Genomic DNA, 22,916 nt, shown 5'->3' on the forward strand with positions numbered 1-22,916 from the left:
GTTCCCCCATTCACATGGTGGCAGCCTTGCAATCCTAGGTTTCCCCGTAGACCAAAAGCTTTGCGTCCCAACTTTTCAGAAGGTTTGCCTTTAGCACGTTCTTGATTTATTAAGTATAGTTTACCCTCTGATATTTAGACTGGCTACCCCCAATCCATCCAAAAGTTTCAACATGTTTTCTTAGGGTTCGCAGTAATCTGCGTACCTTCATCACGATTCACTAAGAAACGCATTCACTTCCTTGTATATGGATGACTTTAGTTTTGATTTACGGTCTTCGTATTCCGATTTTAATTCTTGTGACAGGTGCTGACCCGTTTGATCTGATTGGACATTATGCTTTAATTCTTGCATAAGTTCAGTGAATTGTTCGTCAGTTTCTTCTTCAATTTCCCGTGCTTTTCGTTCATATTTTAAAAGAACTGCTCCTCTTTTGATTGCGTTACTTGTACTTGTAAGATCAGATTCCGCTTGCTGCTCTAATTGGTTGATTTCTTCCCAAACAGATTCTTCTAGTTGATTGAGTTTGTTTATGTATTCTGTTTTGATTTTGTCAGAAGAGCTAACAGTTGTGACAGGCTTGTGTTCCGAAGCATTTAGAGTACGTTCTGTCGTTGTAGTGATTGATTGAGGTTCCGGTTCTTCAATTTGTTCTGAGTTATTTAATGAAAAGTTATCAAAAACATGTGTAGTAAGAAGATAAAAAGGGAAGATAATGATTGAAAACAAGAGTAAGCCAATCCAGCGCATCATGAGTCACCTAACTTTTTTACTTCCATCCTTACCTTTGGTCAATCATTTTATACTTGTGGTATTTTGCGTGCATTTTTTGATATTTTGCGACATTTTCAAAAAATAATGCACACAAGTCATTCATACTTGCTCGTACTAGCACAGACAAGGTTATCAGAGATTTCCTATTATTCATTTAGTGTGCGACAATGACTTGCGTAATACTTTAACATTCTAATACGAAAAGGAGTTTTTAGTCGTGAGTGGAAGGTCAGACAAATCACTAACACGTCAGAAATTAGACAGAACATTAAAACCTCATTGGGTTTGGGCCATTGCGCTCGGGTCATCTATTGGTTGGGCATCATTTGTTATGCCAGCAAACTGGATGGGCGATGCTGGTCCGTTAGGCGTTATTTTAGGCCTAACAATCGGAGCGCTACTTATGATCGTCATTGCGATTAGCTATGGTGTGCTTATTCGAGGATATCCTGTATCAGGTGGGGAATTTGCCTACGCCTTCTTAGGATTGAACCGGACGCATGCGTATATTAGTGGTTGGTTTTTAACGCTTGGTTACATATGTATCGTAGCGTTAAATGCGACAGCCTTTTCATTAATGTTGAAATTCATCTTCCCGGATTTCATCGAACAGGCAAAGCTATATGAAATAGCAGGCTGGGAAGTTTATTTAACAGAAATTATAATTACGACATTATTAATTGGTATTTTTGCATTTTTAAATATTCGTGGCTCGACGATTTCGGGTCGTATGCAGTTTATTTTTGTAGCTGTTTTAATATTAGGTGTACTAACGATTACAATTGGTATGACTTCAAGCGGAGACACATCATTCAGTAATTTAACACCTGTCTTTAAGCCAGATATGACAGCGTTATCGGCGATTCTGACCATGGTAGCTATTGCGCCATTTGCTTATGTCGGTTTCGATAACGTTCCACAAGCAGCAGAAGAATTTAAGTTCTCATCGAAAAAAGCTTTATCATTAATCGTGCTAGCGATTTTATTTGCAGCAGCGATTTATTCAATGATGATTGTGGCTACAGGTGTCGCTATGCCATGGCAAGAGCTTTCAGGTGCGAACCATTCATGGGGCACAGGTGTTGTGGTCGAAGAAGTGATGGGAACAGCTGGTTTAATTGTTTTAGCAACAGCCTTATCAATGGGTATTTTCACTGGTTTAAATGGCTTTTTAATTTCAGCAAGCCGAGTTTTATTTGCTATGGCGCGTGGTAAAGTCCTTCCAGATATGTTCGCGCGTTTACACAAGCAGCATAACACACCGTTTTATGCGATTTTATTTGCGGCCCTCATTTCGATTATTGCGCCGTGGTTTGGTCGCGATGTACTTGGCTGGATCGTGAATATGTCTTCGGTTGGTGTATCCATTGCTTATTTCTATACCACTTACACAGCTTATAAGTTATTAAGATGGAATGATCAAGCACATGATTATAATCCAGAGTTGCATATTATTTCACCGTGGCGAAAAGTTGTGACAATTATTGGTATGGTATCAAGTATTGCATTCTTAATATTATTGCTATACCCAGCTTCACCAGCTGCGCTTGGACAAGAGTCCTTTATTGCGTTAATCGTCTGGGTTGTACTAGGTGCGATTTTCTACATTGGACGCCGTCGCGAGTTATCTAAATATACACGAGATGAATTGGCTTATTTAATCTTAGGAGAAGACCAATATAAGTTGAAAAAAGAAGATGATGAAGAATTCTAGATTAGAATAGTTATAAAAAGTTGAACAATGTCGACAATTTTTAGGTCACTAAACATGGGATTTTTGATTTATTTTTCAATGAATGTGACATTGTAAATATTATAGGTCTATAATAAAATGAAGTTAACCTCGATCATAAGGTTATTAAGACGCTATCTTTTTGATGCCGCTCATCTCATAGGGATGGGCGGTTTTTTTGTGCGAAATGATCCTTTTTATAGATGCGGGCCTTTGTCATTTATAAATTTTCATTATTAAATAGTTAGATCAATCTAAATTCGATTAAAAAGTGTATTTTCATCTTTAGACTAATAAAGTGTTGAATTATTTATGGGTTTTATAATAAAGTAAAGATTTTTTAAAGTTTTTGGTTAAATTAGTCCAAATTATAATTAATCAGTTATAATAAGACAAAATGGTCACGAATTTTGGATGTTCAAAGCAGATTTTAGTTGATAGAATGAAGGGGTTTGATTACTTTAATACCCTTGTTTTTTCCAAAATATTTGACAAATTTATATCATTCCTTCTTTATTACTAGATACTAATTGAAATCTTGCTTATGAATGTTATGATAATGATTGTGAAATATGTTTTATCTAATTAAAAAGTGATTTAAATAAGAAAGGCGGAAAGAATTATGAATATCATTGTTGCTGGTGCAGATGGTTTTTGTGGGTGGCCAACCGCGTTATATTTATCTAAGCAAGGCCATGATGTATCAATTATCGACAACTATGTAAGACGAGATATTGACCAAGAACTTCATTCGAATTCGTTAACACCGATTACATCGTTGGACGAGCGTGTGGCGAAGTGGAAAGAGCTAACAGGTAAGGAGATCCGCGTGTACGAAGGCGATCTGACGCATTATGATTTTCTAAAACAAGTGCTTAAGACTGAAAAGCCAGATGCGTTTGCTCATTTTGCTGAACAGCGCTCAGCTCCATATTCGATGATTGATCGTGAACACGCTGTGTATACGCAAGAAAACAACGTGACAGGTACGTTGAATGTGCTTTACGGTATTCGTGAAATTGTTCCGGATTGTCACCTGATCAAATTAGGTACGATGGGTGAATATGGTACACCGAATATTCCGATCGAAGAAGGGTATATTGAAGTTGAACACAAAGGTCGCAAAGATACACTGCCGTATCCGAAGCAACCAGGTTCTTTCTACCACTTATCAAAAGTACATGATAGCCATAACATTACGTTTGCTTGTAAAATTTGGGGCATTCGCGCGACAGACCTTAACCAAGGCATTGTGTATGGTTTAGAAACAGATGAAACATTAATGGATCCTGTTTTAACGAATCGCCTTGACTATGACGGTGTATATGGTACAGCCCTTAACCGTTTCATTATTCAAGCAACTGTCGGCGAAGATATCACGGTTTATGGTTCAGGTGGTCAGACACGTGCATTCTTGAACATTCGTGATACCGTACGTTGTATCGAAATTGCAGCGGAGAATCCAGCTGATCGTGGCGAATTCCGCGTCTTTAACCAATTCACAGAATACTTCTCAGTGCAAGAATTAGCTGAAAAAGTACAAAAAGTCGCGAAAGAAGAAGGCTTAGATACGAATATCACACATTTAGATAACCCTCGTATTGAAGCAGAAGATCATTTCTACCACGCTGTAAACACGAAATTACAAGACTTAGGATTAGAGCCATATTTATTAGACGAAGATGTTATTCGAGAAATCTTACATGCAGTTGTTGCTCATAAAGATCGCGTCATTAAAGACAATATCTTGCCAACTGTAACGTGGAAATAATAGGCGCATAGGATAAAGGACGGACTTGTTATGCATATACTCATCATCACAGAAACATTTCTACCAGCAACAGATGGCGTTGTGACCCGATTAACGCATAGTATACGTTATTTCATGAAACAGGGTCATGATGTAACGGTAGTAGCCCCAGATTTAGGTGTTAATGAATTTGAAGGAGCGCAGATTATAGGTGTACCTGCAAGGAAATTCTTGTTTTACCGTTCAAAATTATTTGCGTTTCCTTCGAAAAATGTGCGCACGATTATTGAAGAGCAAGACCCAGATATTGTTCATGTCGTTAATCCTGCATTCGTTGGCGCTTCTGGGGTACACTATGCAAATAAGTTGAATTATCCATTAGTCGCGTCATATCATACACAAGTGCCACGTTATGCGGATTATTATAATGTCTCGATATTTAAGCCACTCTTATGGTGGTATTTTCGAAAGTTGCATAACAAAGCCGATCTTAATCTATGCACATCGAATGTCGTGAAGCAGGAACTTGATGAGCATGATTTCCACAATGTTGAAGTGTGGGAACGTGGTGTCGATACGGAATTTTTCAATCCTGATTACGAGAGCCTTGACATGCGCGACAGGTTATCAGGTGGTCAAACTGATAAAACCTTATTACTGTTTGTCGGTCGGCTCGCGCCTGAGAAGGAAATTGAAAAAATTCGTCATGTACTTGATTATTCTGATCAATTTGTGTTGGGAATCGTTGGTGATGGACCGCATCGTGGCGAATTAGAAAAATATTTTGCTGGTACAAATACAGTATTTACTGGGTTTTTGCATGGCGAAGAACTAGCTAGTGCCTATGCATCAGCTGATGTATTCGTCTTCCCATCGACCACAGAAACGTTAGGCTTAGTGCTTTCCGAAGCAATGGCAGCAGGTTTACCTGTAGTCGCAGCCAAAAGTGGCCCAACTGAAGAACAAATTACTGATGAGAAACAAGGTTTGTTGTATGATCCATCAAGTAACAATGACTTTGTGAAAACGGTCAGAAAATTAGAAGATGAGTCGTTACGTCAACGCTTAAGTGAGACAGCTTATGCGGATATCCAACAAATGGGTTGGGATCGTCAATCACAACAAGCCCTTGATATCTACCACCGCGTTGTCGCACAGAAGAAGGGATCCTCATGACAGAAGAAAAGAAACGAAAAAGTGGTATTAAGCAGTTTTTCCAATTTAGCGTTATTGGTGGTTCGAATGCCGCGATTGATATCGGCGTACTGAATCTACTTTTGATTCTTTTTCCGACTACCGACACGTTAACGTTGATTCTGTTTAATACAACAGCTTACTCGTTATCTGTGTTAAATAGCTATTTATGGAATGCGTCTATTACGTTTAACCGTACTTCTAGTGGCGCTAAACGCCAACGCTTAGGGTTTATTATTCAGGCTATTATTAGTCTGGGCGTTAATAACTTAATTTTCGTTGCGATTAATGCCTTGTTCGGCCTGTTCGCGTTTCCAGCATGGTTGGCGTATAATATCGCTAAAGGAAGTGCCATGGCGTCATCATCACTCGCCAGCTTCTTCATGATTAAATATTACGTGTTCAAAGATTACCAAATATCATTACGTAAACAAAACAAAGCCACCAAATTGCGGTAAGCAATGTTGGTGGTTTTTTGTTGGCTCTAGTATATTTTAGGATCTAATATATTTGTTGGGGTAGGTACACAATTCAGCATGAGGGTTTGATGTCAGCCGTTGGCGTCAGGCGATCCGCTTTCGGTGGATGCTTGCCGCGGGCACGGCTCGAGCCTCCTCGGCCGAAAAGCATGGCCTGCGGGGTCTCGAGACACGTGCTGTTCCCGCAGGCGTCACCACCTACGCTCCTCACCTGACACCAACTGAGCGGTTTAATGAGACAAAAAAGTACGCAAACTCCTTGTTTGTTTTATACTACTAAAACAAAACAAAAGAGTTCCGTGTATATACAACATAACAAAGCGTTGCCAGGCTTGAAAAGCTTTAACGTTACTGAAACGTGAGAAAGGAATGGCTATTGTCGCAACCATATCAAATGTACACATGAAACACTGCCCTCAAAAAGGGGCGAACAATAGGTGGACCATAATTCAAACACGGGTGGAGCCGAACTGTTATTGTTAAACTTCCACATCTCGTTCTACATATTGGGTTTCGCCGTCTTTAATCGTGACTTGATCACTGGTTAAATTGATCATCCATCCTTTAAAGTCTTCTGCATTGGAAATCGGGACGAGGACGTGAAAAGTGACGGCTGCTGCGTAATCGATCGTGTCGATTAAATAATCATGTGTGCGCAGTTCGTTCTCCAATTTGCCTAGCATGCCGTAGTCAGCTTGGATCATGACATTTTGCATCAATGAACGTCTAACAGCACCGACTGCTCGAATCGCTTCGCTTGTCGCATTAGAATAAGCACGGATAAGGCCTCCAGCACCTAATTTAATCCCGCCAAAGTAACGTGTCACCACAACGGTCGTATCTTTCATATCCATTTGTTTTAACACTTCCAGCATGGGGACTCCTGCTGTACCACTTGGTTCTCCGTCATCTTGAGCTTTTTGGATTAAGTTTTGTTCACCAATCATATAGGCTGAGCAGTTATGTGTGGCACTGGCATGTTCTTTTTTTATTTGGTTAATAAATGCTTGTGCTTCATCTTCTGTTTCAGTACCCTTAATATGACCAATGAAACGAGACTTTTGTATGATAATTTCGTGTTCACCTTGTTGTTTAACGGTTAAATAATTTTCTAGCATGTCAGTCATCCTCCTAACCAACTATTATATAAAAACAAGGTTAACCAGGCAAATATTGAGGGAATGACTTTTAAAAATGTATTAATCCTTTTGAACTTAAGACTTTTGTCATGAATTTTTATAAAAAATGAATAAAAAATTTGATAAAGACCCTCAAAGAATCTATAAAACAAGCCGAAAGATATAGTATGAATGATGGAGGAGTTTCGATGTCCAATAATTTAGACCAAGATCAAATGTTAAATAAAATCATCGATGAAATGGTTAATGTTGTCTCGAATAGTAAGGAAGAGATTTTTAACTTAGGTGAGCATTCTAGGCAAGAACAAGAGAGGCTCGCAGAAGAAGTGAAGGACATTCGTCACCAAGTCGATCAAATGATTATGGATAATGACCAGCTTGAACGTAGGCTGAAGTTATCGCGCCAGCGTTTGAGTGATGTTAGCAAGAACTTCTCGCAGTATAGTGAAGAGCAAGTCCAGGAAACGTATAATACGACTTATGAGCTGCATACGAAGCTTGTCGTTCAACGTCAACAAGAAGAAGGGTTGATTAAGCGACGTGATGAGTTGGAGAATCGGATTCGTGCACTTGATGAGAATATTACGCGCACGGAAAATGTGATGAGTAAAATCAACGTCATGTTGCATTATTTAACCGAGGACTTTCAGGAAGTTAATGATGCGCTCACTCAGGCTAATCAAAAGTATAATTTTGGACTTAAAATTATCGATGCCCAAGAAGAAGAGCGTCGAAAACTGTCGAGAGATATACACGATGGACCTGCCCAAATGCTAGCAAATGTCATGATTCGTTCAGACATTGTGACGAAGACGCTTCGTGAACGAGGCATTGATGAGGCGACGAAGGAACTTAAAGAAGTGAAAGAGCTCGTGCGTAACGCTTTATATGAAGTGCGCAAAATTATTTATGACCTTCGTCCAATGGCACTCGATGATCTTGGCTTAGTGCCGACGCTTCGAAAATATTTGAAGACGGTTGAGGACTATCATGAAATTAAGGTTGAATTTAAAGCGAAGGAAAGTGACAAACGTTATAATCAGAAATTTGAAGCAGCTGTATTTCGATTAGTTCAAGAATCCGTACAAAATGCCATCAAGCATGCTGATACGAGCTTAATTGAAGTCATTTTTGAAGAAACTGTTCAACAAGTCAACGTCCAAGTGATTGATCATGGAAAAGGATTTGATATCGAAACAGAAAAGGAATCATCATTTGGTCTAACAGGTATGCGCGAACGCGTCGATATGCTTGGTGGTACGATTGAATTGAAATCGCAATCCGGGCAAGGAACAAAAGTATTGATGCAATTACCGGTACAAGGTGAAGGCGAAGGGTAAGATGATGGAATAGGCTTTCCATCATCAGCTAAATTTCATTATGTTAAATAAATTTTTAACTTTTTTGTATGAATTATTACCCATAAGCTGATAATTGTAGTATAATAGGTTGTACATTTATAGGGAGATTTTACGGCTTGAGTAAAGGTATCAGTTGAAGGAGGAGTACCATGTCAACTCGTATCGTTTTAATTGACGATCATAAACTTTTCCGTGAAGGAATTAAACGAATCTTAGAATTTGAAGAAGGCTTCGAGGTCGTAGCAGAGGCTAGCGATGGATCAGAAGCCGTTGATACAATCAAAAAAAACGAACCAGATATTGTGTTAATGGATATTAATATGCCTGAAGTAAATGGTGTCGAAGCGACGCGTCAATTAGTCGATCAATTTAATGATTTGAAAGTGATTATTTTGTCGATTCATGACGATGAGTCGTATGTGACGCATGCGCTTAAATCAGGTGCATTAGGTTATATGTTAAAAGAAATGGATACAGAAGAATTGGTAAATGCGATTAAAATCGTAAGCGAAGGCGGATCTTACATTCACCCGAAAGTGACAAATAATTTATTGCGTGAATACCGTCGATTATCAGGTGAACCGACTGATAATTCAGATGTCGCATTCGAGTATATCGAATACCGTAAACCCCTTCATTTACTTACTCGCCGTGAATGTGAAGTCTTACAACTGATGACCGATGGCCGTAGTAACCGCGGGATTTCAGAAGACTTATATATTAGTGAGAAAACAGTCAAAAACCACGTCTCAAACATTTTACAAAAAATGAACGTCAACGACCGTACTCAAGCAGTTGTAACTGCAATTAAACAAGGCTGGGTACAAGTTAGATAATGTGATGTCATGTAACCCCTTACGCTTGCTAAGCGTAAGGGGTTTTTTGCGTTATGCGACTTTTAGATTGTTAAACATTTGGAGGGGATTGTTTAATAAAGTGGTGCGATTGTTAAATAATCAATCGATATTGTCTAACAAAAGGACTAGAATGTTAAATATAGGGTGAGGATTGTTAAACAATGTGAGGACATTGTTTAACAATCCCGATCCAAAATCTAAAATCAAAATGAATGTTGATTCAAATTTTCGGTGCAAATGGAAAGATAGTGTTGTAGAATGGATGGTAGAGGGAGGTAGTTGGCATGAAGATTGCAGTTTTAACTGATAGTACGGCATACACACCTCAAGAAGAACGTGACAAATGGAATATTTTTATGGTGCCGCTTAGTGTGACTTTTGAAAACGAAACTTATCGCGAATTAATAGATATAACAACAAGCGAATTTTATAACAAAGTAATAGAAGCTAAAGAGTTGCCGAAAACGAGTCAGCCTGCCGTCGGTGATTTTGTTTCGATATTCGAGGAGATTGCTCAAGATTATGATGCAGTGATTTCTGTTCATTTATCAAGTGGAATCAGCGGGACTTATCAAGCGGCTATGTCAGCTGGTGATATGGTCGATGGATTGGAAGTTTATCCATTCGATTCAGAAATTAGTTGTATGGTCCAAGGGTTTTACGCGTTAGAAGCGGCAAAAATGGCGCATGAAGGCGTGACAGTCGATGCGATTATGGACCGATTATATGAGATGAAAGGCAGCACGCGGGCTTATTTTATGGTAGACGATTTAAGTCATCTTGCACGTGGTGGACGGTTGACGGGTGCTCAGGCCATGGTGGGTAGTTTGCTGCAAGTGAAGCCGCTCCTGCACTTTGAAGAGGCAAAAATCGTCCCATTTGAAAAAATTCGGACAAGCAAAAAGGCGTATAAGCGGATGGAAAATTTACTCGCTGAAGATGCTGAACAATTTGATCAGATACGCGCTGTTGTAATCCATGCCGAACGTGAAGAATTGGCGCAAAATTGGATGGAAGAACTGGATGAGAAATTCCAGAATGTTGAATTTAGTTTAAGCTACTTCGGCCCTGTTATCGGTACGCACTTAGGTGAAGGCGGCATTGGACTTGGATGGTACCGGATGAATTAACTCGAAAGATCAGGAAACAGCTGAGCGCGCTCAGCTGTTTTTTAATTGATTTAAGATTGTGAGATCATCTCGATCAATTGTTAAACAATCACACGAGATTGTTTAACAATCTGGCTAGTTTGTAAAAAATAATTTATTGAGAGAAAAAATCGATAACGTTTCTAATTTATTTAAATATGTCATTTAGGATGTGAAAAACCTATTATTCTTGTTACTTAGTGTTTTTTCGTAGGCTATGCAACCTCTTGCGGTCGCACTATAATAATAGTAAAAAAGGAGAGCATTTGATGACGACCATTTTGCGAGAGAAATCACCAGATTTAGAATTGCTGGAGGAGATTATGCCACGACTTGATGCTTCTAGTCCTTATTTTAAAGAATTAAAAGAACGTTACCTGATTGAAAGTGCGGGTTATGAAGGGGAGCAATCCATCTATTATTATATTAACCAAATTCAATCAGATTTCTTTCATTTGCATGGTTTGTATTTCCAAGCCCATCGGTCAAAATGTCAAATTGACCATCTCTTAATCTTTCCGCATTGTATCCTTATTTTAGAAACAAAGCACTATAAAGGTGAGCTTCGTTACCATTCCCAGACAGGCATTTTTGAACAAAAAGTTGGTAACCGCTCAGTACGACGGCGTGATCCTGTAGCACAAGTTGAAATGCAACGTCATAAATTAACCACATTGATTAAGAGTAGTCCTTATCCTCTTCCTCCGATTCAACCACTAGTTGTCCTTACCCATGATGAAGCCATCCCTACCATTGAAGGAAATGAGCCCAACATGATTATTAGCCAAAGATTGCTTCAACGGATCGATGAAGTTGTAATGACTCATGCTGAAACATATAACCAGGAGGACTATCTCGAAAATCTAGCTCAATTTATCGTCAGTCATCATGAAAATAGGCAGTCCCAACTATTAAACGATTATCCTGGTCTTTTAGCGCATATTAAGTCAGGTGTTCGATGTACAGGGTGTGGCGATGTATTTATGGAACGAACCTACAGTAATTGGGTTTGCCCAACTTGTCATCACCAAGATCGATCAGCTCATATCCCTGCTTTACGAGCGTGTCGACTAATTTTTGGAGATAATGTGACTTGCCAATTAGTCGCCAAGTTTTTAGCTATACCTCCACATACTGCTCGCAGATTACTCAAAAGAACAGCTAAACAGATTGGCGAAAAACGAGGGACTTCTTATATACTCGTGTGATCAGCATTTCATGATTGTTAGACAATGTGATTACATTGTCTAACAATCTCCGGTAGTTATTTTACAAACTGAATAGAATGTTTAACATTCTCCATTAATTGTTTAACAAAGTCCTAAGATTATCTAACAATCAAACCAAAGGAGGTTTCAACTCTATCATGCATGTACCCCCGTTAATCGAAGATATGGCACGAAAGTTTTCAGGAAAATTACTTCTCAAATCTGAATTAAACATCTCCGAACAGCGTCTGAACTACCTCATCAAAAATGGATACATCCTCGAAATCCCATCGATTCAGACAAAATTCACTCTCCATAAATGCCTTAGGTGTTTTAACATGAAACCATCTTATTTCGGTAAAATCCCGCATCATCCGAAACCCATCATCTATTGTAAACAATGTATTCAAATGGGGCGCACAAGTACACTCGAGCCTCTATACCAATGGACAGGTCCGAAGCCGACACGTCACTACCCGAAAAATCCGCTCAAATGGCGAGGCAATCTCACCCATCTCCAACAACGAGCGTCCACCCAACTCGTCAAAACAATCCAACAAAACGACCGACTTTTAATCGACGCTGTCTGTGGTGCCGGTAAAACAGAAATGCTTTATGAAGGTATTACACACGCTATTCAATACAACAAAAGAATCTGTCTTGCCACTCCGCGTTCAGATGTCGTCAAAGAACTGGCTCCAAGACTAAGACGTGACTTCCCAACGATTCACTTAGCTGCCCTTTATGGTGGTAGCCCAGAACAGGACATCAATAGCCACCTCGTGATCGCCACCACGCATCAATTATTACGGTACGAGCGTTCTTTCGATGTCATGATCGTTGATGAAGTCGATGCTTTCCCGTACCATCATGACAAAATGCTCCCGAAAGCCGTCCGGCGTGCGACCAAGCCCGATAGCGCGACGATTTACCTCACTGCCACTCCACGATTCAAACAAAAATGGTTGATCAACACGAATCAACTGCCGACCGTCTCGATTCCAGCGCGTTATCACGGCCACCCTTTACCAATCCCCTCCAAACAAATGCTTTTCCGTCTCACTAAACAACTCGAAGATGGACAACTTCCCGCAAAAATCACCCAATGGATCGATACAAAACAAGCCAATCGCCGTTTCCTCTTGTTCGTCCCAACCATTACCCTCGCCGAACAGCTCGCAACCAAACTCGATCTCCCATACGTTCATGCTGAAAGCCCAGAACGTCATCATCTCATTCAACAATTCCGCACCCAATCGATTTCAGCCCTAATCACCACAACCATTCTCGAACGGGGTGTGACATTTCCTTCGATTGATGTGGCCGTTATTCAAGCCGACCATCACGTATTCGATGAAGCAGCGCTTATTCAAATTGCTGGCCGTGCAGGCAGGAGCGCTCAAGACCCGACAGGTGACGTGACATTTTTCTATGAACAAACCACCGAGGCGGTAAATCGAGCAACCACTTACGCGATCCGCAAAAATCTTGAAGCGAAAGGCCGATCGTCATGAACTGCTATATTTGCCAAAACTCAACCGAACCCGACACAACGTGGGCAACTTTCCTTGTCACAAAATCTCGCTTGATTTGCGATGACTGTGAGCAATTACTTCCAACTATATCAGGCCCGACCTGTCCCATTTGCATGAAACCGACCCACGACGCAAAAAAATGCCCTGACTGTCACAAATGGTCAGAGCATTTCACAAAAGATCCCTTAAAACGAAACATCTCGTTATATCGTTATACGCCAGAAATGAAAAGCATCATGAGTCGTTTTAAATACCGTGGCGATTACGAAATCATTCATGCGTTCGAATCCGCAATCCAATCCACTTACAAAACCCATTTCAGTGACCATCAAACCATCATCCCCATTCCTCTTCATCCCTCGCGCCAACAACAACGCCTCTTCAACCAAGCCGAAGCGATCGTACAAAAATTATATCAACCTTATCACACGAATATTCTGGCTCGCCAAGACAACGCCAAACAGTCGAAAAAGTCACGCTACGAGCGCATCACTTCACTTAACCCGTTTACCATCACTGAAAATCCACCAGATAAAATCCTCCTGATCGACGATATTTATACAACCGGCACAACCCTACGTCAAGCCGCCGATCTCCTCACCAATTATGGCGCAAAATCTGTCGAATCATTCACATTAATTCGCAGTTAAGTCTTTGTTTTCGAAACCTAAACCATTATAATAGTAAATAATACATAATCGAGGGGGAGAAACATCATGGCAGATTTAGCCAATTGCCCACGCTGTGGAAATTTATTCGTCAAACAAAATCAGGATGTTTGCGCAGATTGTTTTAAACAAGAAGAAGAGGATTTCCAAAAAGTTTATGAATTTATGCGCAAAAAGAAGAATCGCATGTCGACGATGAATGAAGTGGCAGAGGCAACCGGGGTTGATAAACACCTTATTCAAAAATGGCTAGTCCAACGCCGCATTCATCCAGGGGAATTTCCGAACTTAACTTATGATTGCGAGCGTTGTGGCACGCAAATTTATGAAGGGCGTTTATGCCTAGACTGTGCTGGCGATTTACAGAATGACCTTAAAGAAGAAGCGGGCGCGAAAACAATCGCTGAACAAGAACAAGAGAAACGTGATGCGAAAGTTTATTATAATGTCCAACAAGAAAATAAATGGCGAGACTAAACATCCCTGTGAACCTTCCGATATAATAACTAGACGGAAGGTTCGTTTTTAACTACAAACTGAGCTGCACGCAATCATAGCCAGTTTCGTTTAGAAAGGGTGAAAAAGGATGAAAGTCAATCCAACGAATCAAACGCATTTAAATCCCTATCAAAAACAAATCCAACAACAGCCGGCGAAACAGCCGAACGCACAGTCAGATAAAGCGGAAATTTCCAATCGCGCTAAAGCAATGCAAGATAATCATATTCAAAAGGCACGCGATGAACATGTTCAAAACGTGAAGCAACAAGTCCAAGACGGAAACTATGACGTCGACTTAAACAAGACCGCTGAAAAACTGGCCTCATTCTTCCGGCCTTAAAGGAGGCAACACATGTCAATTGATGCGATAATCGAAAAGCTTGAAAAAATTCAACAACTTAACGAAAGCTTACTTCAGCTGTCCAAAGATAAAACAGAACAGTTAAAACAGAACAATCTCGAAACGTTTAACCAAATGTTAATCAAAGAACGAAAGCATGCTCAAGCGCTCGACCAGATTGAAACGAAACGAGTGGAAGAAACTGAAGCATGGTTTCAAGAAAAAGGAATCAGCGACGAACGCACGATTTCAAACCTTATTCAAACGGTAGACGATCCGGAGAAAAAGGCATATCTTGAAGCACTTTACGAAAAGCTCGTCTACACACTAGCTGATTTAAAGCAACAAGAACAGCTGAATCGTGATTTAACGGAGCAATCGTTACAGTATGTTGAATTAACATTAGACATGTTACAGCCCAAGCATCAAAAGGACTTGAACTACCATAAACAGCAGCAATCGAATCAGTCCACTGACCACTCGATTTTTGATTCGAAGGCTTAGTTTGAGAGGAGCATAAACGATGGGAGCAACATCGACATTTCATGGGCTTGAAGTTGCCCAGCGCGCATTAGCTACCCAGCAATCCGCGTTACATACGACTAGCCATAATATATCGAATGCCAATACAGAAGGTTATTCACGCCAGCGTGTTAATTTTGAACAATCTAGCGCATTTCCAGCACCCGGAAGAAATCGTCCGGAAATTGCGGGTCAACTCGGAACAGGTGTTGAACCGGGACAAATCCAGCGTATTCGTGATCAATTTCTTGATTTCCAATACCGTGCTGAAAATAATCAAGCCGGTCAATACGAGGCTAAAGCTGATGCACTAGGGCGAATGGAAGAAATCATGAACGAGCCAAGTGATTCAGGTCTGGCCAAGACAATGGACCAATTCTGGGAATCAATTCAAGACGTAGCGACAAACCCACAAGACGGTGGTGCACGTCGTGTCATGGTACAACGTGGTGAAGCGATGGCTGAAACATTTCAATATATAGATGGCAAATTAAAAGACGTTCAAGGCGAATTACAAAACCAAATGAACACGAGTGCTGATCAGGTTAATAATCTATTAACGCAAATCCAAGACTTAAATAGTCAAATCGAACGTGTAGAACCGAACGGTGATTTGCCTAATGATTTATACGACAAACGTGACTTAGCCGTTGATCAGTTATCAGAATATGTCAACGTTGAAGTAAACTATGAAGATACAGGTGGGAATTCACAGGCAAATGCCCAAGGAACGGCTTCCATTACATTGCTTAATTCAGACGGTAATCAAGTGACAGATAGTAATGGTGATCCTGTAGAACTGTTGACTTCTCAAGAACATAACGGGGAAGACGGACAAAATGAGATTAACGAATTAAGTTTTACGTTTGGCGGAACAGATCCGAATGACAACTCGGTTGCGATTGATGATGCGATTGTGAGTCAAGTATCTGTAGGTGATACGGATATTGAATCACAAAATTTCGAATCATCAGGTTCATTAAAAGGTCTAATGGAATCAAACGGCTATTATACAGGTAACACAGATGATGGTGAGCCCGTTTACTCAGGTGATTATGTCGACATGATCGATAGCATGGATCAGCTAGCTTATTCTTTCACTAATGAATTTAATGCACAACACCGAGAAGGTTATGGACTTAATCAAAACGATAATGGTCAAAACTTTTTCACAGAACTCGATGATGTCGAAGGAGCAGCGGCGGAAATTGGCGTAGCTGGTGCGATTCAGAACAATGAAGACTTAATCGCAGCCTCTAGTGCACCAAATGAAGCTGGGAATGGCGATAATGCACTGGCTTTATCCGATGTTCGTAATGAAGCAATTGGTGATGACCAAACGCTCCAATCATTTTATGAAGCACAAATTGGTGACTTAGGTGTTAAAGCACAAGAAGCAAATCGTATGGCTGAAAATACTGGAAGTTTACGCGAGTCAGTAGACCAAAATCGTGAATCAGTAAGCGGGGTTTCATTGGATGAAGAAATGTCGAACATGATTCAATTCCAACACGCTTATAACGCGGCAGCACGAAGTATGACGGTCGTGGACGAAACGCTCGATCGTATCATTAACCAAATGGGAATCGTCGGAAGGTAGGTGAATCGTAATGCGCGTGACACAAAGTATGCTTAGTCAAAATATGATGAATAACATCCAGAAAAATAACTCCGAAATGCAAAAGTATATGGAACAACTGTCGACCGGCAAGAAGATTAACCGCCCATCTGATGACCCTGTCGTTGCGATGAAAGGCGTTGATTATCGTTCGGAGTTGTCGAAAGTCGAACAGTTTGAACGGAATATGTCTGAAGTAAACACGTGGATGGATTCTTCGGACGAAGCGATGAATGAAGCGGGACAAGCTTTAACCCGCGTTCGTGAACTCGTGATTCAGGCAAGTAACGATACGTACGAAGAAAACCAACGCGGTAATATGGCGAGTGAAGTTGAAGAGATTAAAAATCACCTGCGTGATATTGCGAACACTCAAGTGAATAATAAATATATTTTTAACGGTACGAATACCGATAATGCACGCTTTAACGAAGATGGTTTCGTCGAGGCACACAACGATAATGGTGAACTCGTCCCTGTGATTAACAACTCGGATGATGTGTTAAATGAGATCGATGGTCAAAATGGCGATTTAGCCGATTTAAATATTGATGATCCTAATATAGAGCGCAGTGTCAATCAAATGATGAATCATGATAATCTTGATATCACGACGGTCGCTGAGGCAGAAGATTACATGAATAATAATATGCCTGCGCCTAATAACAATGCTGTGAACATCGAAGTATCAGACGGCGTTGATCTTAAAGCGAATACGAATCCATCCAATGCGTTTTCAGCCGACATGTTCGATGAGTTAAATAATATCGTTAACAAATTAACTCAAGACGATCCACCGCTAAATGGTGACGACTTCGATGAACACTTATCAACATTAGATCAGTTCTCACAAGATCTTGTGAACGAACGGGCAGACTTAGGTGCTCGTATGAACCGAGCAGAATTAATCGAAACACGATTATCTCAGCAAGAGGTGACGACAACAGATTTAATGACGCAAAATGAAGACGCAGATTTAACGGAAGTTATTACAAACTTGCGCATGCAGGAAAATGTGCATCGAGCTTCATTAAGCGCAGGTTCACGCATTATCCAACCGACGTTAATGGACTTTTTACGATAATCACAGTAGCTATCTGTTCCCGGCAGATAGCTTTTTCTACATAGAAACGAGGTGTTAACGATGCAATTACCTCCAATATCTTATACCATTCAGCGCGGACAAATCGGAATCGACACGCAAGATGCACAACTTGATATCACACAACAAGATGCCGATCTCCAAATTTCACAACCTAAGGCAGATCTCAATATCGAAACGACGCCATCAAAACTCACAATCGATCAAACGGAAGCATGGCGAGATATGGGCATTATTAGTGTTGGAGAAGCGGTACGCCAGAATGCTCAAGAAGGCCAGCGAACAGCCCAAGAAGGGATTGCTCGCCGTGCCCGTGAAGGCGACGAGATGATGAATATTGAAAATGGAACGGACGCGATCCAAAATATTGCTGAACGAAACATTCCGAATCCACGTCAAGACTTTAATATCGGTTGGATTCCGTCATCGCAGTTTGTGGTAGATATTAATTATCAACCCGCTGAAGTCAATATCGAAGCGAGACCAAATGAACCGGTAATTAACGCGACACCAAATAAGCCCCAATTTAATTATCAACGTGGTGACGTAAACACAAGTCTAGCTCAAGAACCGCACTTTGACATTAACGTGGACATGGAAAGTTGGCGGCAGAACCAATACGATTTTAAAATCTAGAGAACCAAAGGAGAATCACGCATGAACATTGAATCCGTTTATTTTGGCGAAATAGACGTCAAAGATGAACAATTGATCACATTTGAAAACGGCATACCAGGCTTTCAAACAGAAACTGAGTTTGCCTTACTCGATTTAGAAGGCAATCCAGCTTTTAAAATTATGCAATCGACGAAAACGACCGAGTTGGCTTTTGTTTTAACGAATCCATTCTTAATCAATCCGAATTACGAATTCAAACTGGATGACACAACGGTTGAACAATTAGCTATTGAAAAAGGTGAAGACGTCGTTGTTTGGAGTATTGTCACGGTTAAAGACCCATTCGATCAATCAACCATGAATTTAAAAGCACCAGTCGTCATCAATCAAGCCAACAAACAAGCCAAACAAATTTCACTCGTTGGAACTGACTATCACACCAAACATCCCATCAAAGGAGGAGAGCATCATGCTCGTGCTAACACGTAAAGAAGGCGAAGCGATTCAAATCAATGACGACATTTCGATTAAGGTCGTCAGCGTAGAAGGCGACCAAATCAAACTCGGCATCGATGCTCCCAAACACGTCGACATCCATCGCCAAGAAATCTACCAGCAAATCTTACAAGAAAACCAACTTGCAAGTGAACTTACACCTGATTCGATAAATTTAATAAAAAATCAACAAAAAGACTAAAGAACCCGTTAAGCTTGTCGATATTATAGACATAAGGACATCAGTCAAACGTCGGCCGACATACAGACTGTTTACTTAAATCGCCACAAGGACGTGGCACATACAAACATTCAGGGAGGAATTTTAAAATGATTATTAACACTAATACGGCGGCGATGAATACTCACCGTCAAATGGGAATCAACCAAGACCAACAACAATCAGCAATGGAGAAACTATCGTCAGGTCTTCGCATTAACAAAGCAGGAGACGACGCAGCAGGTCTTGCGATCTCTGAGAAAATGCGCGGTCAAATCAACGGTTTAGACCAAGCAAGCCGTAACGCACAAGACGGTATCTCAATGATCCAAACAGCTGAAGGTGCACTTGACGAATCACATAGTATCCTACAGCGTATGCGTGAACTTTCTGTACAATCTGCCAACGACACAAACGTTGATGCGGATCGTGAAGAGCTGCAAAACGAAGTCGACCAATTATCAAAGGAATTAGATCGAATTGCTGATAATACAGAGTTTAACACGCAAAATTTATTGAATGGTGATTTCGAAGGTAAAACTTTCCAAATCGGTGCTAATGAAGGGCAAAATTTAGAATTAAGCATTGACGATATGGGTTCTGAAGAATTAGACGTAGGAAAGGTTGCTACAACAGGTGATTTATCTGCTGAAACTTTAGGAGCTGTGGCAACAGGAGCAAGTTATAACGTGACATCATTTGAAGATACAATTAGTGTAGGAAGTACAAATTCTGTTCAAGCTAATTATGGCCTTGAAGATTCAGATGGGAATGTTGTTGCTGTAAGTTCAAATGGATCCACTTTCTCAACATTAAATTCTGGATATTCTGAGGGTGAGTTGGAATCTACAACTGGCGATATGGTTTCAGGCGCAGATGCACTTGATTTTGGAACGAGTAATATTACCCACGGGGCAGTAGAAGTTGATGCAGATGCAACAAATGGAGCTACTGCAGAGTCTGGAATAGATATTAATACACAAGAAGCTGCTGATGGGGCTATCGCATCAATTGATGATGCAATTGAATCAGTATCCTCACAACGTTCCGAACTAGGTGCTATTCAAAACCGTTTAGATCACACAATCTCTAATCTAGACAACTCTTCTGAAAACTTATCAGCTGCAGAATCTAGAATTCGTGACGCTGATATGGCAGCACAAATGATGGAACAGACGCAAGCAAGTGTCAAATCACAAGCTGCGCAATCAATGTTAGCTCAAGCGAATCAGCAACCACAATCAGTACTTCAACTATTAGGTTAAGTTCTATAAAAATTCATATTTTGGAAATGGTTCCGGGCTTGCTCGGGACCATTTTTAATAATACATAGAAAGTGGGACGAAAATGAATTTTGATTTGAAAAGTTTTATTAGTGATCTTGAAAGTTTAGGAACAAATATTACAACTCGAATAGAGCAAATATATAATAACTATTCAGTGGTTAAACTTGCTGAATCGGTTGAAAGAATTAATTATTTACTACAAGATATGCAGGTATTAGTTGATGGGGTCTCAAGACTAATTGATCAAGAAGTAATTAATGTTGATCTAGAAGAATTCAATTATTACTTAAATAGTATGCTAACGGAATTAGAGAATGAAAATGTTAGTACAGTATGTGATATATTGTATTTTGAAATAAATCCTTTGTTGATTGAAATGAAGGAGGAGATGTAATAGTGAAATTAAGTGTTTGTATGATGGTTAAAAATGAGGAAAATAACTTGGGTGATTGTTTGACTGCTATTAACCAAACTATTAGCAGAACAGACGTAGAATTAATAATTGTTGATACAGGATCTACGGATCAGACTGTAAATATTGCTAAACAGTATACCAATAATGTGTATTTCCATGGTTGGAATAACCATTTTTCAGAAATGAGAAACATCACGTTGTCATATGCTACAGGAGAGTGGATATTAATCCTAGATGCTGATGAAGTATTTGAAGATGAGGAGAAATTACTGAAATTAATTAGTGATAATAACTTACTAAAAAAATATAATACCATACGCTTTGTTTGTCGAAATGTATTGCTGAAAAACTCTGAGCCTCAACAAGAATTCTATCCGGAAAGAATGTTTCGCAGAGATGGTTTCTGTTTTGAAGGTGCGGTTCATAACCAACCGAGGTTTAAAACGCCTGTTTTAACAACTGATATATCTTTTTTGCATTATGGATACATAAATGATGATCAAGAATTAATGAAAAAGAAATTCGATCGCACAGCTTCAATTCTAAAAAAGGAATTAAGCAAGAATCCTGAAGATATTTATTATCGATTTCAATTATCCAAATCATATTTTTCTATCAAAGAAAAATTTAATTCTCTAAGAGAAATACGAAATGCTTATAACCTTCTAAATTCCGATAAAGATAAGAGAGAAAGAATATATATATATGGCCATTATGCTAAAGTTGCCTTAAACCTAGGGTTATTAGACGAAATGATTGAAATAGCAACAGAAGGAATTGGTATTTCAAACGAATACATTGATTTGTACTATGATCTTACTTTAGCTAATTTGAGATTTAAAAATGTTGATCTAATGAAACAATACTATAATCATTACGTTCATTTATATAGAAATCAAGAAAACATACAGTTAAATAAAATAAGTTCAGCTGTTGGCTTTTCTACTAATAATGAAAAATCACTTGAAAACCTAACAAAAGAAGTTGCATTGTATTATTTTAATAGTGAAAATTATGAAGAAGTATTAAAGTTAGAAGACAATTTACCGGAAAGTTCAAGAGAGACATTTGTTTTTAAATCATTATTATATAATCAAGAATATGATAAGTTGAAAGAAAGATTTCTAGATTCTCAAGAGAAAACTGAACGAGAAAAAACAATTCGTGCAATCGAAAAAGAAAAAAATAACTTATCATACGAAGATAATTATGAACTTACAAAAACTATTGCTTCAGAAGATTCGATTTATAGTAAATATAATCTCATGAGACTTAGCGATGAAAGTGAAGCTTTAGCAAAAGAAATAATAAACAAAATAGAAATAGATAAAATTAGTTTATACTATGAAGTACTATCTGTTTTTTTCGGAAAGAAAATGAAACTTTTCCAACTGAAAAGGTTTAGCAGTTACCAAATTAAGCAAGCTGTTCAAAAATTAATGGATGATGAGAATATTAACAATAAAGTCGTGGAGGATTGGTTGATTAGTTCTAAAGTACGAAAAGGTGACTTTCATCAATCCCGTGTATACAAAGATGTAGCATTTACTTTTCTAATTAATAGATCTTCAGAAATACAAAATGATAATGGCTTTGATATTTTATCAAGGTACTTAAGTGTAGGGTATGATTTTATTAAGACAATTTATAATGTGAGTAACTTAGATTATGTTTATCAGTCAATCGCAGATAACGAGCAACAATTATTAGCTAAATTATATCTGGCTGAGTGTGAGAAAGAAATGGGTAATATTAAATCGGCTTTATCTTATTTTCAAGATGTCGGAGAAAACCATCCATACTTTTCGGGTTTCATCAGTAGGTTAATTGAACAAGTAGAGGTAGAATAAGCTTCCCTAGATAATGGAATGAGTTTTTTAATTCAATTTAACTTAAAAGAAAAATTTTTGATTTGAATGTCTGATTAATGTTATGGAAATGATTGTAGATAATT

At 39.2% G+C, this 22,916-nt stretch carries 23 protein-coding genes and 1 riboswitch; of the genes, 21 read left to right on the forward strand and 2 right to left on the reverse strand.

What is annotated here, in order from left to right:
- Positions 1–16: 16 nt before the first annotated feature.
- Positions 17–99: riboswitch (cyclic di-GMP riboswitch) on the reverse strand.
- A gap of 111 nt (positions 100–210) precedes the next feature.
- Positions 211–750, reverse strand: coding sequence for a hypothetical protein (locus FHR85_RS09160; protein WP_167262585.1), 540 nt, complete (start codon positions 748–750; stop codon positions 211–213).
- Positions 751–991: 241 nt separating this feature from the next.
- On the opposite strand from FHR85_RS09160, the gene FHR85_RS09165 reads away from it, so the two are divergent.
- The 4 genes from FHR85_RS09165 to FHR85_RS09180 all read left to right on the forward strand — a co-directional run bounded on the left by FHR85_RS09165 (position 992) and on the right by FHR85_RS09180 (position 5,908).
- Entirely contained in the window at positions 992–2,488 is a 1,497-nt protein-coding gene (locus tag FHR85_RS09165; protein WP_167262586.1) for an amino acid permease, read from the forward strand.
- A 640-nt stretch (positions 2,489–3,128) separates the two neighbouring features.
- On the forward strand, positions 3,129–4,277 hold the full coding sequence (locus FHR85_RS09170) for an NAD-dependent epimerase/dehydratase family protein (RefSeq protein WP_167262587.1): 1,149 nt from the start codon (positions 3,129–3,131) through the stop codon (positions 4,275–4,277).
- 30 nt (positions 4,278–4,307) lie between these two features.
- A complete protein-coding gene (locus tag FHR85_RS09175; protein WP_167262588.1) occupies positions 4,308–5,432 on the forward strand; it encodes a glycosyltransferase family 4 protein in 1,125 nt (374 codons plus the stop codon).
- The gene (locus FHR85_RS09180; RefSeq protein WP_167262589.1) at positions 5,429–5,908 is read left to right on the forward strand and encodes a GtrA family protein; all 480 of its coding nucleotides are present in this window, start codon (positions 5,429–5,431) and stop codon (positions 5,906–5,908) included. The genes FHR85_RS09175 and FHR85_RS09180 overlap by 4 nt, the downstream gene beginning before the upstream one ends.
- A 500-nt stretch (positions 5,909–6,408) precedes the next feature.
- On the opposite strand, the gene FHR85_RS09185 is transcribed toward FHR85_RS09180, so the two are convergent.
- Positions 6,409–7,047 (reverse strand): YigZ family protein, encoded by a 639-nt coding sequence (locus FHR85_RS09185; protein WP_167262590.1) that lies wholly within the window; start codon positions 7,045–7,047, stop codon positions 6,409–6,411.
- Between the two features lie 209 nt (positions 7,048–7,256).
- Between FHR85_RS09185 and FHR85_RS09190 the strand changes: the two genes are divergently transcribed.
- The 17 genes from FHR85_RS09190 (at position 7,257) to FHR85_RS09270 (ending at position 22,812) form a co-directional block, all read left to right on the forward strand.
- The gene (locus tag FHR85_RS09190) at positions 7,257–8,408 is read left to right on the forward strand and encodes a sensor histidine kinase (RefSeq protein WP_167262591.1); all 1,152 of its coding nucleotides are present in this window, start codon (positions 7,257–7,259) and stop codon (positions 8,406–8,408) included.
- A 170-nt stretch (positions 8,409–8,578) separates the two neighbouring features.
- Complete coding sequence (locus tag FHR85_RS09195) at positions 8,579–9,265, forward strand: response regulator (protein WP_167262592.1); 687 nt, start codon at positions 8,579–8,581, stop codon at positions 9,263–9,265.
- A 305-nt stretch (positions 9,266–9,570) separates the two neighbouring features.
- Complete coding sequence (locus tag FHR85_RS09200) at positions 9,571–10,416, forward strand: DegV family protein (protein WP_167262593.1); 846 nt, start codon at positions 9,571–9,573, stop codon at positions 10,414–10,416.
- A 287-nt stretch (positions 10,417–10,703) separates the two neighbouring features.
- Positions 10,704–11,642, forward strand: coding sequence for a nuclease-related domain-containing protein (locus FHR85_RS09205; RefSeq protein WP_167262594.1), 939 nt, complete (start codon positions 10,704–10,706; stop codon positions 11,640–11,642).
- Between the two features lie 338 nt (positions 11,643–11,980).
- Positions 11,981–13,156: an ATP-dependent helicase ComFA gene (locus tag FHR85_RS09210; RefSeq protein ID WP_243864208.1), complete on the forward strand. Its 1,176-nt coding sequence runs from the start codon at positions 11,981–11,983 to the stop codon at positions 13,154–13,156.
- A 257-nt stretch (positions 13,157–13,413) separates the two neighbouring features.
- Positions 13,414–13,827: a ComF family protein gene (locus FHR85_RS09215; protein ID WP_167262596.1), complete on the forward strand. Its 414-nt coding sequence runs from the start codon at positions 13,414–13,416 to the stop codon at positions 13,825–13,827.
- A gap of 66 nt (positions 13,828–13,893) precedes the next feature.
- Positions 13,894–14,322: a TIGR03826 family flagellar region protein gene (locus FHR85_RS09220; RefSeq protein WP_167262597.1), complete on the forward strand. Its 429-nt coding sequence runs from the start codon at positions 13,894–13,896 to the stop codon at positions 14,320–14,322.
- A gap of 109 nt (positions 14,323–14,431) precedes the next feature.
- Positions 14,432–14,686: a flagellar biosynthesis anti-sigma factor FlgM gene (flgM, locus tag FHR85_RS09225; RefSeq protein ID WP_167262598.1), complete on the forward strand. Its 255-nt coding sequence runs from the start codon at positions 14,432–14,434 to the stop codon at positions 14,684–14,686.
- A gap of 12 nt (positions 14,687–14,698) precedes the next feature.
- Positions 14,699–15,190, forward strand: coding sequence for a flagellar protein FlgN (locus tag FHR85_RS09230; RefSeq protein ID WP_167262599.1), 492 nt, complete (start codon positions 14,699–14,701; stop codon positions 15,188–15,190).
- A 19-nt stretch (positions 15,191–15,209) separates the two neighbouring features.
- Entirely contained in the window at positions 15,210–16,808 is a 1,599-nt protein-coding gene (gene flgK, locus FHR85_RS09235; protein WP_167262600.1) for a flagellar hook-associated protein FlgK, read from the forward strand.
- Between the two features lie 10 nt (positions 16,809–16,818).
- Positions 16,819–17,910, forward strand: coding sequence for a flagellar hook-associated protein FlgL (gene flgL, locus FHR85_RS09240; RefSeq protein WP_167262601.1), 1,092 nt, complete (start codon positions 16,819–16,821; stop codon positions 17,908–17,910).
- Between the two features lie 60 nt (positions 17,911–17,970).
- Positions 17,971–18,564 carry a DUF6470 family protein gene (locus tag FHR85_RS09245; RefSeq protein ID WP_167262602.1) on the forward strand — a complete coding sequence of 198 codons (594 nt, stop codon included), beginning with the start codon at positions 17,971–17,973 and terminating at the stop codon, positions 18,562–18,564.
- Between the two features lie 21 nt (positions 18,565–18,585).
- Positions 18,586–19,035 (forward strand): flagellar assembly protein FliW, encoded by a 450-nt coding sequence (fliW, locus tag FHR85_RS09250; RefSeq protein ID WP_167262603.1) that lies wholly within the window; start codon positions 18,586–18,588, stop codon positions 19,033–19,035.
- Positions 19,016–19,243 carry a carbon storage regulator CsrA gene (gene csrA, locus FHR85_RS09255; RefSeq protein WP_167262604.1) on the forward strand — a complete coding sequence of 76 codons (228 nt, stop codon included), beginning with the start codon at positions 19,016–19,018 and terminating at the stop codon, positions 19,241–19,243. Before fliW ends, csrA begins: the two co-directional genes overlap by 20 nt.
- Positions 19,244–19,371: 128 nt before the next feature.
- Positions 19,372–20,526: a flagellin N-terminal helical domain-containing protein gene (locus FHR85_RS09260; RefSeq protein ID WP_167262605.1), complete on the forward strand. Its 1,155-nt coding sequence runs from the start codon at positions 19,372–19,374 to the stop codon at positions 20,524–20,526.
- An 82-nt stretch (positions 20,527–20,608) separates the two neighbouring features.
- Complete coding sequence (locus tag FHR85_RS09265) at positions 20,609–20,941, forward strand: hypothetical protein (protein ID WP_167262606.1); 333 nt, start codon at positions 20,609–20,611, stop codon at positions 20,939–20,941.
- A gap of 2 nt (positions 20,942–20,943) precedes the next feature.
- Positions 20,944–22,812, forward strand: coding sequence for a glycosyltransferase (locus FHR85_RS09270; RefSeq protein ID WP_167262607.1), 1,869 nt, complete (start codon positions 20,944–20,946; stop codon positions 22,810–22,812).
- Positions 22,813–22,916: the final 104 nt, after the last annotated feature.

The organism is Alkalibacillus almallahensis (assembly GCF_011761495.1).
In the GTDB taxonomy this organism is placed as follows: domain Bacteria; phylum Bacillota; class Bacilli; order Bacillales; family Alkalibacillaceae; genus Alkalibacillus; species Alkalibacillus almallahensis.

Coding starts and splice junctions, on each gene's coding strand:
- FHR85_RS09160 (WP_167262585.1), bottom strand. CDS start 750: ATGCGCTGGATTGGCTTACTCTTGTTTTCAATCATTATCTTCCCTTTT.
- FHR85_RS09170 (WP_167262587.1), top strand. CDS start 3,129: ATGAATATCATTGTTGCTGGTGCAGATGGTTTTTGTGGGTGGCCAACC.
- FHR85_RS09175 (WP_167262588.1), top strand. CDS start 4,308: ATGCATATACTCATCATCACAGAAACATTTCTACCAGCAACAGATGGC.
- FHR85_RS09180 (WP_167262589.1), top strand. CDS start 5,429: ATGACAGAAGAAAAGAAACGAAAAAGTGGTATTAAGCAGTTTTTCCAA.
- FHR85_RS09185 (WP_167262590.1), bottom strand. CDS start 7,047: ATGCTAGAAAATTATTTAACCGTTAAACAACAAGGTGAACACGAAATT.
- FHR85_RS09190 (WP_167262591.1), top strand. CDS start 7,257: ATGTCCAATAATTTAGACCAAGATCAAATGTTAAATAAAATCATCGAT.
- FHR85_RS09195 (WP_167262592.1), top strand. CDS start 8,579: ATGTCAACTCGTATCGTTTTAATTGACGATCATAAACTTTTCCGTGAA.
- FHR85_RS09200 (WP_167262593.1), top strand. CDS start 9,571: ATGAAGATTGCAGTTTTAACTGATAGTACGGCATACACACCTCAAGAA.
- FHR85_RS09205 (WP_167262594.1), top strand. CDS start 10,704: ATGACGACCATTTTGCGAGAGAAATCACCAGATTTAGAATTGCTGGAG.
- FHR85_RS09210 (WP_243864208.1), top strand. CDS start 11,981: ATGAAACCATCTTATTTCGGTAAAATCCCGCATCATCCGAAACCCATC.
- FHR85_RS09215 (WP_167262596.1), top strand. CDS start 13,414: ATGAGTCGTTTTAAATACCGTGGCGATTACGAAATCATTCATGCGTTC.
- FHR85_RS09220 (WP_167262597.1), top strand. CDS start 13,894: ATGGCAGATTTAGCCAATTGCCCACGCTGTGGAAATTTATTCGTCAAA.
- flgM (WP_167262598.1), top strand. CDS start 14,432: ATGAAAGTCAATCCAACGAATCAAACGCATTTAAATCCCTATCAAAAA.
- FHR85_RS09230 (WP_167262599.1), top strand. CDS start 14,699: ATGTCAATTGATGCGATAATCGAAAAGCTTGAAAAAATTCAACAACTT.
- flgK (WP_167262600.1), top strand. CDS start 15,210: ATGGGAGCAACATCGACATTTCATGGGCTTGAAGTTGCCCAGCGCGCA.
- flgL (WP_167262601.1), top strand. CDS start 16,819: ATGCGCGTGACACAAAGTATGCTTAGTCAAAATATGATGAATAACATC.
- FHR85_RS09245 (WP_167262602.1), top strand. CDS start 17,971: ATGCAATTACCTCCAATATCTTATACCATTCAGCGCGGACAAATCGGA.
- fliW (WP_167262603.1), top strand. CDS start 18,586: ATGAACATTGAATCCGTTTATTTTGGCGAAATAGACGTCAAAGATGAA.
- csrA (WP_167262604.1), top strand. CDS start 19,016: ATGCTCGTGCTAACACGTAAAGAAGGCGAAGCGATTCAAATCAATGAC.
- FHR85_RS09260 (WP_167262605.1), top strand. CDS start 19,372: ATGATTATTAACACTAATACGGCGGCGATGAATACTCACCGTCAAATG.
- FHR85_RS09265 (WP_167262606.1), top strand. CDS start 20,609: ATGAATTTTGATTTGAAAAGTTTTATTAGTGATCTTGAAAGTTTAGGA.